Raw genomic sequence first — 18,379 nt, 5'->3', positions numbered from 1 at the left:
CTTACATATATATATGTAGGCGTTACAGACTTATTTGTGTTATAGGTTTTCCTATGGTATGTTTGTGTTGCTTTAATTGAATAAATGATGTAATATTAAACAATATCAAGTACATGGGAACAATCGATTTAGAAAACATTATGAATAGTAATACCTTGCAAAATATACAAGGCACTACTGATAAAGTTAATGATTTGAGTTCATCAGTCATTAACCTGAATGAAGAGATCCAAAAATTAGAGAACAGTTTGCTTTCAATGCAGAAAGTTTTTGAGCGGGCAATGAGTGCAAAAATAGACCAAACGGAAAATCTAGCAATGATAATTGTACTACGTTCTGAAATTGGAAATTTGAAAAGTGAGTTGGCAGGCTTGACTGCTCAATTGGCGGCAGTAAAGAGTAATGCAGATATTTCGTCTTCAGTATCTCCTGATGATGGTAAACTCTCAAATTTGAAAGCGGTAAGAGAGGATTTGAAATTGATGAGTTCTGGAATGAATGTAGCTATTAATACGGCATCTCTGTTGGGGATAGAGCAGTCTCGACTGACGCAAATTCAAACTAAGCTACAAACAATGATTTCAATTACCAATTCTTTACAGCAGATAGCAAATGTCTTGAATGGCGCAGGAGTCGCTAATACTCTTCTTTTGTCACGAGCAAAACAGGTACTTACTGCGGCAAATATGGCACTTGCCACTTCTTTGGGCATTTCGACAGTTGCTGCACAAGCATTGATGGCTACATTAACTTTAGGACTTTCTGTTGTCATTACGGGGTTAGTTCTGCTATGGGATAATTACACGACTTCGCAAGCCGAAGCTGCTAAGGCAAATGAAGCATTCAGAAGTAAAGTCGCAGATATGTCTGCTTCTACAGTTGCGAATTTCCATAAAATGAGTGGTGAATATGAAGCTCTGGGAGAATCTCTGGAAGATAAACAAAAATATATTGATGAGAATCAAGAGGCTTTCAAACAATTGGGGGTATCTATAACGAGTGTAGCTGATGCCGAAAATCTTTTTAATAGTCAAAAAGATGCTTTTATAGAAAGTATTGAATTGAGAGCTAAAGCGGTAGCAGCTATGGAATTGGCTTCGGAAAAGTATAAAGCATCTATGATTGCAATGATGGAGGCTGAAAGTATGCCTGATAAGAAGACTGTATTTGTTTCACAAGGAATGTTTGGACCGGCTATGTCTTATGAGGTAGACAATTCTGATAAAAGTAAAGCTATAGAAAAAGCTAAAGCACAAGAAGGAGAGGGCACGAAGTATATAACCCAAAGTCTCGCTTTTTCTAATCAAAGTGCGGAAACACTGAAAAAAGCAGATATTAAGGCGGCTGATACAGTAGTGAAAGGATCAATAGAAGCTATTGAAGCAAGTATAAAAAGAAAAAAGGAAGCTTTATCAAAGGTCACAAGTAGGGGGGGATATAATAAACTGATGGCTCAGATAAATGCGGAACAATCTAAACTAGATAAAATAACTGGCGCTAATATCCGTACAGTTACACCGGAAGAACAAACTTCATTTATAGAACAACTCGGACAGGCGGAACTTAAAGCAAGAAGAAAAATAACAGCAATGACTATTGCTGCTATTGGGGATGAAGCTAAAAAAGAAAGAGAGCAGGAGGAATTAAATCATCAATTGGAGTTGGATAGGATTGATAGAGAAGAGAATGATCGTATTCAGGCGATTAAAGAGGCGAGGAAAAAAGGTATTAAGGTAGATAAAACTGTCGAGGACATAGTTAAAAATCAGGCTAATGAACAACGTGCTATAGAGAATAAAAGAACGAAAGAGCAACAAAATAGTATTAATGAAAATGAAAAACAACGCATACGAGATTTGCAGGACGAAATAAACTCTCACTCTGCATCAGCTTTAGAAAAACGTCTAAAAGAAATAGATAAAACCTATGATGAATTGGTTAAAAGAGCAAATAAAGATCCGGAAATGATTGAATCCATCAATAAGAACAGGGAAGCTGATAAAGATATAGAAAGGAACCGTTCTAAATTAGATGTGCTGGATAATGCGGAGCAAATAGAACTCCAGCGTCAAGAAATAGCAACTCAAGGCTTGGCGATGGATGAGTATGTAGAGCAGCAGCGTAATGATATTATGTTGAAATATGCAAAAGAACGATTGGCTATTTTGTCCACAATGAATGATGAACAGAGCCTGCAAGAAAAAGAACAATTGGAAAATACTATTATTGGTCTTGAGAAGCAAGGTAAAAAGCCTAAGTCTATAAAAGGAATATTAGACGAGAAGACGATGAACTCATTAGTGAAGCATTATCAAAAACTTGGGAATAGCGAAGAGGAAGCTAAAGAGAAAGCTGCGGATTTTGCTACTACTTTTCAAGGACGGATGCAGACTGCAAGCGAGGTTGTCGGCTCTTTGAAAGGGGCGTTTGGTGGACTGGATGAAGGGTTGGATATGGCTTTGGATACTGTTGGCAGTATTGCGGATGGGTTTGCTAATGGGGGACTCGTGGGTGGTATTGCGGCTGCAGCTGAACAAGTAATATCTGTAACTGCCGGATTGATAGGAGCGAAAAAAGAGATGGATGCCGGAATGGTAGCTCGTTATGGTGTCTGGATGGAGGCAATGGATGATTTGATAGATAAACAGATCGGCTTATTGGACAAGTTGGGAGGTAATAACTTCGGAAGTAATATAAGGAAGACCGCAGAAGATATCGGTAAACAGATTGCTGCTAGCCGTACAATGCTGGGAGAAGCTGGTTCTGCAGGCTCTTCGGTCGGTAGTCATTCATATGGTTATCGTTTGAATCGTACACTCAAAGACTATAAATCAGAATTGAGACAAATAGGAATAAATACTACCACTTGGTGGGAGATGAGCGATGACCAGTTAGTAAAGCTGCGAGAGATTCCAACTCTTTGGGCGCATATCCCAAGTCAGATGAGAGAGTATATAGAAGCTATGGCTGAGAGTAAAGAAAAACTGGCAGAATTTAATCAAGAAGTACAAGATACTGTATTGGGATTTTCTTTCTCAGATATAACTGGTATGATTGTAGATTCCTTCACAGATCCTTCAATTGATAATGCGTTGGATAAGCTATCACAAAATATAGACGGAGCTATTGGGGATATTATTAAAAAGACATTGGCTCGGAATATGTTGACGGAAGAGATGAATAAACTTGTGAGTAAATTATTCCAGTCCATGGATAAAGGAAATTATAATTATTCTCTTGATTCTAAGGCTGCGTCTGATTTTAAGAAACGTGTGATGGAATTAGGCCAACAATACAATACTGCATGGGAAACAATGAAAGAAAGCTTCTCTGAAGCCGGTATCGACTTGGAAGGAAAAGAGAAAGAAGAAAATTCCGAGCAGTCCGGTCGCTCCGGTTCCTTCACCACCATGTCTCAGGAGCAAGGAACAAAACTCGAAGGATTATTCACTTCTGTTCAGGATCATGTGAGCAGTATAGATACTACTGTTTTTGACATCAGCCGTTCTATGTACGAAGCATCGGACTCATTGGTTGCTATCGTGCGCAATACAGGCTATTGCTACCATTTGGAACAGATGGCGGCAGATATATCAGAATTGAAACGTGATGGAATTAAAATGAAATAATTATGGAAAAGATTTTAGAGGGATTATTGCTTATCAATAATCAGGATGTGTATCTACAGTATGGAGCTTTCCTTACAGAGGACAAGCAAGGTGATTATAGTAACTACTCGGCATTACTCAAGCCGCCTTCCATGAAGGATTATCCTGCCGTCGTTTATCGTGAACGGGATGGTGAAGAATTGCCGGAAGTATTGCCTCAACCGAGATTCGAGGCTCGGGATGTGACTTTGTATTTTGCTATCGTAGCGGAGACAACGCAGAATTGGTTGGAGCGTTATACCGGTTTTGTCAATCTTCTCAAAAGTGGATGGCTTCAAATACGATTGCCGGAAATTGATAAGACTTACCGGATGTATTATAAGGAATGTAGCAGTTATGACCAACTGACTTTCCTCGAAAAGGATGGCTTGTATGCTGCACGTTTTAAAGTTAAGCTGCGGGAACCGGTTCCGAGTGTATAATAATTGAAAAAAATGAAATGACTTATGGAGTTAAATATTTATGATGGAGAAGGTATTTTGAAATTTACCGCTCCTGCCTCTTCTTCCTGTACTTGGAGCCATGAACTGATGTCTGAAAACAGTCTCTCTGTCAGCTTTACGTCTCCCGAATTATTGACTTTTTCGGTAAATGACTATGTAGAAGTCGCGGGCATCCGTTTTGCTATTCGTAGTGAGTATCGACCGCAGCAGAATAGTACGTTGGAGTACAGTTACAGTATGCATTTCTACGGACCGGAGCATGATGCGGAACGGGTGAAGATGTTGAACCTGACAGACGGGCAGTTTGAATCCCAGTTTTCACTGGATAATAATGCGGCGGCCCATCTGCAGAAAGTGGTGGATAATTTGAACCGTATCGACGGCTCTGATACATGGAAAGTGGGTGAAGTTGTTGACAACGGCAAACGAAACATTGAATACAACAACGTGAATTGTTGGGATGCTCTTGGCATGATTGCCGAGACTTTTGAAACGGAATGGTGGATAGACGGACATCACGTAAACTTGACCCGCTGTGAACGTGGAGATGCGGTAAGCCTTGGCTACGGACAAGGACTGACTAAGATGGCGCTTGCTGAAAATAGCAATGATGTGAAATTTTTTACCCGGTTGATTCCTTTGGGCAGTACCCGCAATATCGACCGGAGTAAATATGGCTTTTCCCGGTTACAACTTCCCGGGCGGCAAAAGTATGTAGAACAAAATATTCATTATGGATTATATGAACAGGTGGAGGAAGCTGCTTTCTCCGAAATTTACCCCAAGCGTGTCGGCAAAGTGTCTGACGTCCGCTATGCTGAGAAGAAGAATGAGAATGGACCGTATACAGTTTATTACTTCAAGGATAAGGATTTGAATTTCAATCCGAATGATTATGAACTTCCCGGTTTGGTGAAACATGTCAGTTTTCTGAGTGGTGAATTGAACGGGCGTGATTTTGAAGTGAACTATAATAGTAGTACGCGTGAATTTGAGATTATCACGACGTTTCCTGACGAGAGGACACAGATTCCGGGCGGTTATATAATTCCTGCGTCTGGTAATGAATACATCTTGTGGAATATCAGTATGCCCGATGAGTATTATACGCAGGCTGAAAAGGAATATGAAGCCGCCGTGCATGATTATCTGCAAAAGGGAAGTGTCGATACGATTATTTATCGTTGTGACATGGATTATATTTACGTGGATGCCAATCAGGTACCCCTCGTTCCGGGGCAACGTGTCCGATTGTTGAGTAACGAGTATTTCGGTGAAACGGGATACAAGGATACACGTATAACGAGAATCTCACGTAAGCTCGATAATTTGTCCGGCGCTACTATCGAATGTACGAATAAGGTAGGGAAGGGTTGGAAGAAAAGCATTGATACAGGGCTGAATGATTTGAAGTATGTAGTGGCCGAAAACTTCAAACAGGCTATTGTTGAAGTGTTGAAAACTTGGGATACAAAGACTCCGACCAATTATGATGTGTTTTCATCTTTGCGTTCCCGGAAAGAAATTGATGAACGTGCCATCAGCAAGCTGCGTCCGGATGAAAGCAATTATTTTCTTAAACTCTTAGGCGGGTTACTTATAGAACAAGGGCTTTCGGTAACGGGAGGATTGACAACCGATACGCTTACCGCAACGGAAGTCACTACTCAAATCATGCATATTCTTGATAAACTGGTAGGTAAGGAAGCTTCATTCTCCGGTGCTGTTTCTTCCTATGATTATGCTGAAAAGTTTTTGGGATGGCTGATTTCTCCTTCTGGTGATGCGGAATTTGATAATGTGCGTGTTCGTGGCTTTCTGGAATCGGACGAGTTGCGATATAACCGGGTCGAAGTGGTCAGTGGGGAACGTTGGAATGCTTCGGGAGGTGGCATTATCGCTTCTGTGGATGAAGAGAACTGCCGGATTAGGCTGAAACTTGAGCCGGGGGAGGTTGCCTCGGTGGCAGTCGATGATATTTGCAAGGCTACCTTTAATGATGCGACAGGTTTTCAGACGGTTTATTTCCGGGTTACGGAGATAGTGGATGAGGCTACGTTTGCTTATGTGCTTCGTGACGGAACGATGCATCATCCGTGTGCATTGATGCATTTTGTTTGTTATGGCAATTTTACGAATCTTTCCAGGCAGTGTTCCAGTTATGAGACACAAAGTTATAAACGTTATTTGTCGGGAGTCAATAACTGGGAGATTACAAAAGATTGCATTGTGATGCAGTTGGGAGATTTGTCGAATCTGAAACTGTTTGGTATCAATATGGAAGGACATAGTGCCTATCTGCGTAATGTGTATCTGACAGGGACAATCAGGCAATTATCTTCTGATGGTGTGACAGAAACGCCGGTTCCTTGTTTTAAAGGTGAATATGTGTTAGGAAGTTCTTACTATTATTATGATGAGGTGGTGTATAACGGAAGTACATGGCTTTGTATTTCTGAGAATCCGACGGAACAGGAACCGGCGGAAGATGCTGCTGACTGGAAACTGCTTGTAAGGAAAGGTATAGACGGTAAGGATGGAAGCCTGCTTCGCCCCCGTGGAATATGGCAAACTGGAGTTGACTATGTAAATGATGCCATGTATCGGGATACGGTAATTTATGATGGCAACAGTTATGTTTGTAAGGTTTCCCATACCTCGGGTGCTGTTTTTGATTCTTCGCAATGGAGTAATTTTAATGAATTTGTCAATGTGGCTACTCAGGTCATGCTTGCGGAAAATGCTTCTATTGATGTGTTGGGCTCTTCTTCTATATTTGTAGGTGATCAGAATAAGACACAAGGCTGGGAGATGACAAAAGGAGCGATTAAGCATAATGTGAGTGGGCTGGAACTGACAGCAGACGGGCGGCTGGTAGATCCGGACGGATTGGAATTCTCGGTGGGCGGTATTGAAAATGCACTTCAAGACACTATGAAGGGAGGTGAGAATTTAGTTCCTAATAGTGATTATGCCGAACAGGAAGAAGTACACCCAGGATGGGATGAGAGTCTTAATGGTACTGTTTCTGCGGTAGGATGGGGTGATTATGATGCAAGTGTCGCTAATCCGGAGAAAGGGTATCATGCACATTTGAATACGACACGATTTGATTTTCCGGTTTTTGAGTTCAAGACTGTGTACTCTAAGCCGGGTGGTTTAAGCTATGCAAATTTAGATAGTGTTTATGGTTCATGGACAGTTGATGGATTATATCATAAATCGCCAGCAATTACTCATAATCAAATAGCTAGGGAACAAATCTATTTTTATACAGAGTCTCCAAATACTGTAGTTCAGTTTGAGATAAAGACTAGCTCTGAAACAAACTATGATTGGATGTTTATTGGAAAGTTGGATGACGCTGCTGCTACATATTCAACTGCAGCGGGGAAAATTTCAGGTAATCCGGCTTCAACTGTTGTTTCCATAATGGTTGCGGTTCCTGGTAGACATTTCGTTATTGCTGGATATCGAAAAGATAGTTCTACTAGTACGGGAAGTGACTGTGGTTGGTATCGTATTGTGTCCGGTTATATAATTTCAAGTGTTAATTTATCACGAACTTCGAAAGTGTCTGTTGATATTGAGCGTTATGTTAGTGAATTAAAAGTTGGAGATGAATATCAACTTTGTTTTGAAGTGTATGCCAGTACGATGTCGCTTTGCTTTTCCTATAGTATTGATGGAAATACTGGACAAAAGAGATTTACAACAGATGAGTTGAATAAGTGGGTAACTGTAGTAAAGACATTTACGGTGAGAAGTATAGAGTCTATTCCTAGGTTGGAGTTTATAGTTGATGAAAATACAGGTACCGGATATCTAAAAGGTGTTTCAATAAAAAGACTTAGTGGAGTTGCAAAGGAATTGTTAAAGACTGGCATTGATATTACACGTCGTAAAATTATACTTTCCGCCGATTCGATATTAATGCAAAGTAATTCGGGAGAAGAGTTTGCTTTATTTACTACAGATGAAAATGGTGGTACAAGAATAAATGCGGCTTATATAAATACAGAGAACTTAGTAGTTACTACAGGAGCGGAAATAGGTGGATTTAAGGTTAATGGTTATAATCTGAAAAATATTGGAAATAAAGATTGTTGGATTAGTATAGAACATAAAGAGGGGGATTCAACTAGATTTTCATCTTTAGGCAATAATATTCCTGCTATAGCAGGATATACCACAGCTGGCTATTTCCAAGCAACAGGTTCTGGTTGGAATAAAGCTCTCATGCTACGTTCTTCAGGAAGTACTTCAAAGGTTGGGATAGTCGGTGGATATCATAATTTAGCAATAGATGCAGTTGGAGGATGCCACTGGATAATGGATGCACAAGATCATTGGTGTATGCCTGGATTATTAGGTATTGTGCGTTTTTTGTGCTCCTATGCTAATAATACATATACTTATTCGATACGAAAAGAATGGGGAAATGGGATACCTGATGTAAGGGTGCTAAACTTTTCTATACCAGATTTATTGATTCATGTTGGTTTTGTTAATACTAAAAATGGATTCTATTCTGTAACAGGACAACCAGTCGGTCCTGCTCCAAAGGAAGGAGTATGGGATTTGAATCTTGTAATAGAAGCTTTGGATCAGAATGGCTTTATATTTTCGTGTTGGTGTAACAATGGAAAGTATATTCCTAGACAAGTTGATTTATATATATATGGAACTCCTCATGCTCAATAATAGTAAATATAATAATGAGAATAGACTTTAAAAATATTCAAGTAAAAGATATCGAAGGAAATAACAGTACCGTCGATATTGCAAAAATGTTAGGTAACGCGATTTATCAGAAAACGGCTGATTTGGGTGAATTAGAACTTGCTCGAGAAATTTATAAAAATGGGGAAGTTGAATTAACACAGGAGCAAGTGGAATGTATTAAGAGTTATGTGAAGACAGGCTTTGTTGCATTTGTTCAAGAAGCCGTTATAGCTATGTTGGAATAGCTGGTAATGTTTGTTATTAAGGGCTGGCAGATTATGTCAGCCTTTTCTTTTTATTTGATGACTATCATTATTATGTTATGTAAGTCTTTTTATTGTAGAGAAATTACTTATTTTCCATAATATATTAGACTTGTTTTATTATATTTGCAGCACATGATTTCTAAACAATAATTAAATTATTTATTCTTATGAAAAAAGTTTTGTTATTTTTCGCTTTAGTGGCGATGAGTGTAGTGAGTGTCAACGCGCAAGATAACCTGAAATGGGGTGTGATGGCAGGTATGAATGTCAGCAAATACACTATTACCGGTTTTGACAACAGGATAGGTTTTCATGCAGGTGTAAAAGCTGAATTGGGGTTGTCTCAGGAAGCGAGCGGGGCATATATGGATTTTGCAGCGTTACTGACATTAAAAGGTGCGAAGATTGATGGTGGTTCAATTGCAAGTATTAAATTTAATCCGTATTATTTGGAGGTTCCGGTACATGTTGGTTATAAATATGCAGTAAATGATGACTTTGCATTATTTGGTAGTGTGGGCCCCTATATTGCTGTCGGTTTGTTTGGAAAGGCAAAAGCAAAAGTGGACGGTAATATTGCCGATTTAGGAGAGTTGGGCGCTAACTCTGCATCCGAAGATATATTTGGCGATGATGGGTTAAAGCGATTCGATTTCGGTCTTGGCTTGAAAGCAGGTGTTGAGTTCAGTAAGAAATATCAGCTTGCTATAAGCTATGATTTCGGTTTGGTAGAAGTGGCAAAAGATTTAGGAATGAAGAACAGAAACCTGATGCTGTCATTGGGCTATATGTTCTAAAAATAGACAGTAGATATTCTTTTTGCAACTTTGTTGCACGAATCATTCACTACCTTTGTAGCAACTAAAAGATGAAAGATATGGGACATTGTAGTTGCTGTGCACACGAATGTGCATCCGAAAAGGAAGTTGAAGTCAAGATTTCTATATTTCAAGAATACTGGAAAGCAGGGCTTTCATTTATATTGCTGATAAGTGGTATTATAATGAATGCCCTGGGTTTCTCTTTTTTTCATAAAGAGTATGTAGCTTTAATCTGGTATATTGTAGCTTATCTTCCGGTCGGACTCCCTGTTATGAAAGAAGCGTGGGAGAACATGAAAGAGAAAGACTACTTCAGTGAGTTTACTCTAATGATTGTTGCCACACTCGGGGCTTTCTATATTGGCGAATACCCGGAAGGGGTAGCCGTGATGCTGTTCTATACAATCGGCGAACTATTTCAAGACAAGGTGGTTGATAAAGCGAAACGTAATATTGGGGCTTTGCTGGATGTAAGACCGGAGAAGGCTTTGGTGCTTAGAGATAACAATCTGATTACGGAAAGTCCGAAGAATGTAAAAGTCGGTGAGATTATAGAGATAAAGTCGGGTGAGAGAGTTCCTTTGGATGGAGTGATGCTCAACGAAGTTGCTGCTTTTAATACGGCGGCATTGACAGGTGAAAGTGTTCCATGTAATATTCGCAAAGGCGAAGAAGTACTTGCCGGTATGATTGTGACCGATAAAGTGATTCGAATCAAGGTGACAAGACCATTCGATAAGAGTGCGCTTGCCCGGATATTGGAACTTGTCCAAAATGCTTCGGAACGAAAAGCTCCGGCAGAATTGTTTATCCGTAAATTTGCACGTATCTATACACCTATTGTCATAGGACTGGCGATATTGATAGTTATCCTTCCGTTTGTTTATTCATTCATTGACACTCAGTTTGCTTTTGTGTTTAATGACTGGCTGTACAGGGCTTTAGTCTTTCTGGTGATTTCGTGCCCTTGTGCTTTGGTAGTAAGTATCCCGTTGGGATATTTTGGAGGTATCGGAGCTGCTTCCCGATTGGGAATCTTATTCAAAGGCGGCAATTATCTGGATGCAATCACTAAAATCAATACGGTTGTATTCGATAAGACAGGAACTTTGACTAAAGGAACTTTTGAGGTACAGGAGTGTAAATCCGCATCCGGTATTTCAGAAAAGGAATTGATTAAGCTGGTTGCTTCGGTAGAGAGCGACAGTACTCATCCGATTGCTAAAGCCATAGTGAACCATGCAAAGCTGCAAAATGTAGAACTGCTGCCTGTCACCGATACAAAAGAATTTGCCGGCTTCGGTTTGGAAGCGATGATTGACGGGACTTCGGTATTGGTCGGAAACTGTCGTTTGTTATCCAAATTCAATATTGAATATCCGGCGGAATTATTGCAGGTGACTGATACGATTGTGGTCTGCGCCATCGGAACAGATTATGCCGGTTATTTGTTATTAGCGGATACATTGAAAGAGGACGCAAAGAAAGCTATTGATGACTTAAAAGCATTGCATATTAAAAACATTCAGATATTATCCGGTGATAAACAAAGTATTGTTACTAACTTTGCGGAAAAGCTGGGCATAACCGATGCTTATGGAGATTTGTTGCCGGAAGGTAAAGTGCGGCATCTGGAAGAACTGCGGCAGGACAGGACGAATCAGATTGCATTCGTCGGTGACGGAATGAATGATGCACCGGTACTTGCACTGAGCCATGTCGGCATTGCCATGGGAGGATTGGGCAGCGATGCGGCAATCGAAACTGCAGATGTCGTGATACAGACTGACCAGCCTTCTAAAGTGGCCGAAGCCATCAAGGTAGGAAAACTGACGCGCAGGATTATCTGGCAGAATGTCTCGCTGGCATTCGGAGTAAAACTGCTCGTACTGATATTGGGGGCCGGTGGAATCGCTACCCTTTGGGAAGCAGTTTTTGCAGATGTAGGTGTTGCGTTGCTTGCCATTATGAATGCTGTACGAATACAGAAAATGATAAAATAAGAGATTATGGAAGAGAATATTTATTTGGATAAGTTGGCGCGAAGGGACATCAAGCCAACGGCAATAAGGCTTCTCATACTAAAGAATATGATGGAAGTTGAACGTGCAGTTTCACTGCTCGATTTGGAGACTCTGCTGGATACGGTTGATAAGTCGACTATATCCCGGACAATAGCCCTCTTCCTGTCTCATCACCTGATACATAGCATAGACGATGGAAGCGGTTCGTTGAAATACGCCGTTTGCGATAATTCCTGTAATTGTGTGGTGCAGGACTTGCATTCACATTTCTATTGTGAGAAATGCCACAAGACATTTTGCCTGGAAGGTACGCATATTCCTGTCATTGATTTGCCGAAAGGGTTTGCTTTGCATAGCATTAACTATGTGTTGAAGGGCATTTGCCCGGAATGTTCTTCTCGTTCAGAACTAAACTCTTAGGATAAAAAAATAAGCCGGAACTCCGATAAAGAATATCGTCGAGTTCCGGCTTTCTACTAATATTGTATGTTTACTTGATGTTAGGATTCAGCGTATGCCAGTCCTTGATAGCGGGGATAATTCCCATTTCGATCACTTCGTCACGAAGTTTGCACAGATGTTCGTAGCTCTTTTCCAGTTCTTCCTGTTCGGCAGGAGTTCCGGCTACTTCTTTATAAGTAACTCCGTCTTTAGTAATTGACGTTTCCATTGCCATCATGATATGGTCGAATTTACCGTTGGAAACATAAGTTCCTGCAGGCCAGCGGAAAGGTTGTCCGCCCATAGCGGCAGCGATCATTTCAATAGAAAGATAAGCCGGGCTTTGGAAAGAAGAACGTCCGCGAAGGTCGATGATGTGCTTTCCACCCTGGATGACACGTACTTTCAGAGCTTCCCATTCGGTTAGCGGGAGACGGGTAGTACCGATGAAATCAGTCAGTGGTTCTCCTTTTACTTTGGTTGTAGAAGCGAATACAGCCATCTGTTCGCCATGTCCGCCGTAGGTACGGCAGTTCTGAATGTCGGAAGCGGGGATATGGAAATATCTCACTAATTCGTTTTGCAGACGGGTGCTGTCCAGTGCAGCCAATGTAGAAACTTGTGAAGGTTTCAAACCTGAATATAATAAGGTTATCAGACCGGTGATGTCCGCCGGATTAAAGATGACAACGATATGTTTTACATTCGGGCAATATTGACGGACATCCTTACCGAACTGAGCGGCAATTTCTGCATTTCCTTTCAGCAAATCTTCGCGCGTCATACCTGCTTTGCGGGCTGCTCCACCGGAAGATACGATGTATGATGCTCCGGTCAATGCTTCCTTGATGTCGGAAGTATAAGTAAGGTTGACGCCTTCAAAGCCGCAGTGATACAGTTCTTCGGCTACTCCTTCCAAAGCAGGGGCGAATGGGTCATACAGACAAATATTCGGAGTGAGTTTCATCATCATGGCAGTTTGTGCCATATTGGAGCCGATCATTCCGGCAGCTCCTACAATCGTAAGTTTCTCGTTGGTTAAGAATTCCATAAAGCTTAATATATTTAAAGGTGAATAATTTTATCTTTCTTTTTGCCGCTACAAAGATAACATTTTACAGCCTTGATTGTTCATAGCAAATAGTTTTATCCGATAACGAAAAGTTATAGTAACTTGATAGAGAGTTCTGTTGAAAATAGACTATCTTTGTATTTAATAAGAGTAATAAAACAGAGTAGATTAAAAATATGAACATTGAATTAGGAAAATATAATCAGCTTGAAGTTGTGAAGGAAGTGGACTTCGGGGTATATCTTGACGGTGGCGAAGATGGTGAGATTCTGTTGCCAACCCGCTATGTGCCCGAAGACTGTAAGATAGGGGATATTCTGAACGTGTTTCTTTATTTGGATATGGATGAGAGGCTGATTGCAACGACGCTGACTCCGTTCGTGCAGGTCGGTCAGTTTGCCTGTCTTGAGGTGTCCTGGGTGAATCAATACGGGGCTTTTCTGAATTGGGGACTGATGAAGGATTTGTTTGTCCCGTTCAGAGAACAGAAGATGAAGATGCAGGTGGGACGTAAGTACGTGGTTCATGCGCATTTGGATGAAGAAAGTTACCGTATTGTGGCTTCGGCAAAGGTGGAACGTTATCTGTCGAAAGAGCAACCGGAGTATGCTTCGGGTGATGAGGTGGATATCCTTATCTGGCAGAAAACGGATCTGGGCTTTAAAGCTATTATAGATAATAAGTATAGCGGCTTGCTGTATGAGAATGAAATATTCACTTCGCTGGAGACAGGGATGGAGATGAAAGCTTTTGTGAAACAAGTGCGTGAAGATGGCAAGGTGGACTTGATTCTTCAGAAACCGGGTTTTGAGAAGATTGATGATTTTGCGAAAACATTGCTGGACTATATCAAGGAACAGGGGGGACGAATCAATCTGAACGATAAAAGTCCTGCCGAAGATATTTATGATACGTTTGGTGTGAGCAAGAAAACTTTCAAGAAAGGGGTGGGCGATTTGTACAAGAAACGTCTGGTTGTCTTGCATGAGGACGGCATTACTCTGGCGGAATCCTAAACACAATAGGGAAATCCCTACATACGAATAGAGAGAATCATTGGGGTGGGGAGTTTCCTCACCCTATTTTTGTGGTATCAGATTAGAGATATTAATAATAAAAAACTAAATAAGCTATGCGTAGGATAATAATAACTTTCTGTATTCTGTTCGCTGCTCTTTCCTTAAAGGCACAATCCCTTAGCGGAATCCGCATTGACGGTGGAAATACCCCGATTCTTGTTTACTTTGGCGGTAATCAGATGTGTCTGCCGACCACTACTTGCTTCGTTGCCAACCTTAGATCAGGATATTATACCGTTGAAGTGTATGCTACCCGCTTTACCCGTCCGGGAGAACGAGTATGGAAAGGGGAGAGGTTGTATAATGAACGTATTTATTTTGATGGAAACGGTGTAAAAGAGATAATGGTGGATGACCGCAACGGGATTCGCCCGGACAACAGACCCGGACGTCCCGGACAGGGAGGACATCGCCCGGATTATGGTCATTATGACAGGGTGATGGACAACCGGCTTTTCCAGACGTTTCTCAATAATGTGAAGAAAGAGCCTTTCAAGGATGACCGCATAGCGTTGATAAATACAGCTTTGGCAAGTTCGGATTTCACTTCCGGACAATGTCTCCAACTGACGAAACTTTATACTTTTGATGATGACCGGATGGAGATAATGAAGATGATGTATCCCCGGATTGTTGATAAAGAGGCCTTCTTCACAGTAATTTCTACGCTGACATTCTCTTCGAATAAGGATAAGATGAATGAGTTTGTGCGGAACTACGGAAGACGCTGATATTTGCTAACTAGTTAAAACTATATCGTTATGAAAAAGATACACGCTGTTTTGTTTTTGTCGCTGATTCTTTTGTGCAGTGCTTGCTTCACGTCCAGTAATATGTCCGGTAAAATGTTGATGAGCATTCAGCAGGGAATGACACCGCTCGAGGTTCGTAATGTGTTTGGGGCAGAACCCGACTTTCGCCGTTTCGACGGAAATTCGGAAGAATGGGAGTATCGCCGTTATTCAACAAGTGCCAATGCCGGCTGGTCTATTGTGCTGATTCAGTTCACAGACGGACGGGTATCGGGAATGGATTCTTTTAAAGACAGAAGCATGGAGATGAATGCTACTACGGTAGTGACCCCTTCGCCAACGGCTGTTACTACTGTCGGAGCTTTTCCGAACCGTTATCCGGTGGAAGAGATTCGCGTAATGTCCGACTCGGAGTTTGAAAAGTTCCATGACAAGTTGAAGTTTACAATAATGGGTGATGAACAGAAAAAAATGATTGAGAGGATGTTGCAAAAGCATGATGTCACTTCTGCTCAATGTGTGGAAATGGTGAAGGAGATTTCTTATACTCCCGACCAGGTGGAGATGATGAAGAAGATGTATCCGTATGTAAGGGACAGACAGAATTTTAACAAGGTGATTAATATCTTATTCTCTGATACCTATAAAGATGAAGTGCGTAAGTTTATCAAGGAGTATCATCAGAATAATAAATGATAGGAGATTGAATTATGAAACGAATACTGTTTTTACTCTTTGCTGTCGGTCTGAGTGCCAGTATGACCGTGATGGCTGGAATGAGCACCGGCAAAGTGCGTAAGGAGACACGTTTCCTTACAGATAAGATGGCATATGAATTGAGTCTGAGTACTCAGCAATATAATGACGCGTATGAGATTAATTACGACTTTATTTATTCTGTCCGTAATATAATGGATTATGTGGCACGTGGCTATGAATGGGCGTTAGACGATTATTATGAAGCATTGGATATTCGTAATGATGACCTTCGCTGGGTATTGAGTGATGTGCAATACCGCCGGTTTATGGGAGCCGATTATTTCTATCGGCCGATATACGTAACCGGAGGAAGATGGAGTTTCCGCGTTTATGTCAATTATCCGAACCGTAACTTGTTCTACTTCGGTGTACCATCTCATTATCGTACATATTGTGGAGCGCATTACCGCCCGTATATTCATCATACGAGTTATTATAGGGGCAGGTATACTGATTTCCGCCATTATTCTACTCCGCATCGGGTGAGGGATCAAAGAGTATATCACTCTTATCGCCGTTCGGATTTTGGCTCGGTTCATTTCCGTCCGAATTCTTCTACCCGTCCGCATAATGCGCCGACTCGTCCGGGAGTGGCTGTACGTCCGGGAAATTCTACCAGACCGTCCAACCCGTCCGGAAATAGAAGACCGAACAAGGACGTTGTGCCTGATAGAAACAACAACAGAGGGGAAGGTAGTTCCAATCGTCGTCCGGAAACGAACTCCGGCTCATCAAATTCCGGTCGTAGACCGGCAAGTGGTAACTCGGCTACTTCCGGTTCTAATCGTGAAAGCGGACGTACAAACAGCAGTTCGACTGTCAGTTCAAGCAGGCGAAGTGAAAGTATCTCCTCTGGCAGAAATAACAGTTCCGAAAGAAACAACAGATCTTCCAGCCGGAGAAACAATAGCAGTTCAAGCCGTAGTAGCGGCAACTCCAGTTCAAACCGCAGCAGTTCCGGTTCTAGCCGGGACAGTAACGCAGGCTCTACCCGAAGCAGCAGTTCCAGCCGAAGCAACAGTTCTACTCGAAACAGCAGTTCCAGCTGGAGTAATGTTTCCAGCGGACAAACAGAAAGACGTTCTTCTTCAGGAAGTACGAGAAGTAATAGCAGTAGCTCTTCCCGTTCGTCCGAAAGAAGTAATGGTTCAAGAAGATAACCTATTCCTTTATTATTAATATCATTATCATTACTCCTCAGCGGTAGGAGAACTAGACTCCGGTTTCTCGCCGGCTAGACTATTCCGGGCGTTGCCCGTAACTTGGGTATCGGGGCGGATTGTATCCGCCCCGATTTCACGCTCTATTATTTATCCCGCTTTTATTTTAACGAGCTTTTATTTTACGAGTGATAAGTAGTCTCCATAACCCTCTTCTTTCATCTTCTCTTTCGGAATAAAACGAAGTGAGGCACTGTTGATGCAATAACGGAGTCCGCCCTTTTCTTTCGGCCCGTCAGTGAATACATGTCCCAAATGGGCATCACCGCTTTTGCTGCGAACTTCTGTACGAACCATTCCATACGTAGTATCTTTCTTCTCTGCAATCAGCTCTTTCTGAATAGGTTTGGAGAAACTAGGCCATCCACAGCCGGAATCGAATTTATCGGTAGAAACAAACAAGGGTTCTCCGGTAGTGACATCTACATAAATGCCGGGGCGATGTTCATCCCAATACTCATTCCGGAAAGCCGGCTCCGTTGCATTTTTCTGTGTCACTGCATACTGTTCTGCCGACAATTTTTTCCGTAGAGTCGCATCATCCGGTTTTTGATAACTTTTTGTTTGGGGAGCATTGGCTTTCCGTGCCATTTCAAATAAAGCAGGATTGATATGACAATACCCGTTCGGATTCTTATCCAGGTAATCCTGATGATAGTTTTCTGCCGGATAGAAATTGGCTAACGGCTTAACTTCTATTGCAATGGGAATTTTATATTGGTTTGCCAAAGTCTGAATAGCCTGATTGATAACAGGAACATCATCCTTATTTGTATAGTAAATCCCTGTCCTATATTGCGTACCACGATCATTCCCTTGTTGGTTAAGGCTGGTAGGATCTATCGTTTTAAAGTAGAGCTCAAGAAGTAAACTTAAATCTATAGTTTTAGGGTCATAGACCACTTTCACTGTTTCGGCTGCATTCGTTTCTCCCGAACATACCTGTTGGTATGTCGGATTAGTGATAATGCTATTGGCATATCCCACTTGAGTGCTTTCTACCCCTCTGATTTGTTTCAGGAAATGTTCTGTTCCCCAGAAGCATCCTCCTGCGAGATAAATTTCTGCTGCGATAATAAAATGTTTCATATCCGTTGGTTCTTTTTATA

At 41.4% G+C, this 18,379-nt stretch carries 13 protein-coding genes; 11 read left to right on the top strand and 2 right to left on the bottom strand.

Annotated features, from left to right (window positions below):
• The first annotated feature begins 113 nt into the window (after positions 1-113).
• The 7 genes from ACGHVY_RS21055 (at position 114) to ACGHVY_RS21025 (ending at position 12,367) form a co-directional block, all read left to right on the top strand.
• Positions 114-3,629 (top strand): hypothetical protein, encoded by a 3,516-nt coding sequence (locus tag ACGHVY_RS21055; protein WP_390601361.1) that lies wholly within the window; start codon positions 114-116, stop codon positions 3,627-3,629.
• Positions 3,630-3,631: 2 nt separating this feature from the next.
• Positions 3,632-4,090, top strand: coding sequence for a hypothetical protein (locus ACGHVY_RS21050; RefSeq protein ID WP_195663326.1), 459 nt, complete (start codon positions 3,632-3,634; stop codon positions 4,088-4,090).
• 24 nt (positions 4,091-4,114) lie between these two features.
• On the top strand, positions 4,115-8,815 hold the full coding sequence (locus ACGHVY_RS21045; RefSeq protein WP_390601358.1) for a hypothetical protein: 4,701 nt from the start codon (positions 4,115-4,117) through the stop codon (positions 8,813-8,815).
• A 14-nt stretch (positions 8,816-8,829) separates the two neighbouring features.
• A complete protein-coding gene (locus ACGHVY_RS21040; RefSeq protein ID WP_308745704.1) occupies positions 8,830-9,081 on the top strand; it encodes a hypothetical protein in 252 nt (83 codons plus the stop codon).
• 188 nt (positions 9,082-9,269) lie between these two features.
• The gene (locus ACGHVY_RS21035) at positions 9,270-9,899 is read left to right on the top strand and encodes a porin family protein (protein ID WP_390601355.1); all 630 of its coding nucleotides are present in this window, start codon (positions 9,270-9,272) and stop codon (positions 9,897-9,899) included.
• 80 nt (positions 9,900-9,979) lie between these two features.
• Positions 9,980-11,926 (top strand): heavy metal translocating P-type ATPase, encoded by a 1,947-nt coding sequence (locus tag ACGHVY_RS21030; protein ID WP_390601352.1) that lies wholly within the window; start codon positions 9,980-9,982, stop codon positions 11,924-11,926.
• 6 nt (positions 11,927-11,932) lie between these two features.
• Entirely contained in the window at positions 11,933-12,367 is a 435-nt protein-coding gene (locus ACGHVY_RS21025) for a transcriptional repressor (RefSeq protein ID WP_308745701.1), read from the top strand.
• 70 nt (positions 12,368-12,437) lie between these two features.
• Here ACGHVY_RS21025 and ACGHVY_RS21020 read toward each other — a convergent pair whose 3' ends face one another.
• A complete protein-coding gene (locus tag ACGHVY_RS21020) occupies positions 12,438-13,439 on the bottom strand; it encodes a lactate/malate family dehydrogenase (protein WP_308745700.1) in 1,002 nt (333 codons plus the stop codon).
• A 197-nt stretch (positions 13,440-13,636) separates the two neighbouring features.
• Here ACGHVY_RS21020 and ACGHVY_RS21015 point away from each other — a divergent pair, with 197 nt between their 5' ends.
• The 4 genes from ACGHVY_RS21015 to ACGHVY_RS21000 all read left to right on the top strand — a co-directional run bounded on the left by ACGHVY_RS21015 (position 13,637) and on the right by ACGHVY_RS21000 (position 17,210).
• A complete protein-coding gene (locus tag ACGHVY_RS21015) occupies positions 13,637-14,476 on the top strand; it encodes a S1-like domain-containing RNA-binding protein (RefSeq protein WP_308745699.1) in 840 nt (279 codons plus the stop codon).
• 116 nt (positions 14,477-14,592) lie between these two features.
• Positions 14,593-15,270 (top strand): DUF4476 domain-containing protein, encoded by a 678-nt coding sequence (locus ACGHVY_RS21010; protein ID WP_390601348.1) that lies wholly within the window; start codon positions 14,593-14,595, stop codon positions 15,268-15,270.
• Positions 15,271-15,300: 30 nt separating this feature from the next.
• Positions 15,301-15,987, top strand: coding sequence for a DUF4476 domain-containing protein (locus ACGHVY_RS21005; RefSeq protein WP_390601347.1), 687 nt, complete (start codon positions 15,301-15,303; stop codon positions 15,985-15,987).
• 14 nt (positions 15,988-16,001) lie between these two features.
• On the top strand, positions 16,002-17,210 hold the full coding sequence (locus tag ACGHVY_RS21000) for a hypothetical protein (RefSeq protein ID WP_390601345.1): 1,209 nt from the start codon (positions 16,002-16,004) through the stop codon (positions 17,208-17,210).
• Positions 17,211-17,387: 177 nt separating this feature from the next.
• Here ACGHVY_RS21000 and msrB read toward each other — a convergent pair whose 3' ends face one another.
• Positions 17,388-18,359, bottom strand: coding sequence for a peptide-methionine (R)-S-oxide reductase MsrB (msrB, locus tag ACGHVY_RS20995; protein ID WP_390601342.1), 972 nt, complete (start codon positions 18,357-18,359; stop codon positions 17,388-17,390).
• Positions 18,360-18,379: the final 20 nt, after the last annotated feature.

Origin of the sequence: Bacteroides sp. f07 (assembly GCF_042854785.1) — a bacterium.
Lineage (GTDB): Bacteria > Bacteroidota > Bacteroidia > Bacteroidales > Bacteroidaceae > Bacteroides.
This window is presented reverse-complemented; position numbering and strand designations above follow the sequence as displayed.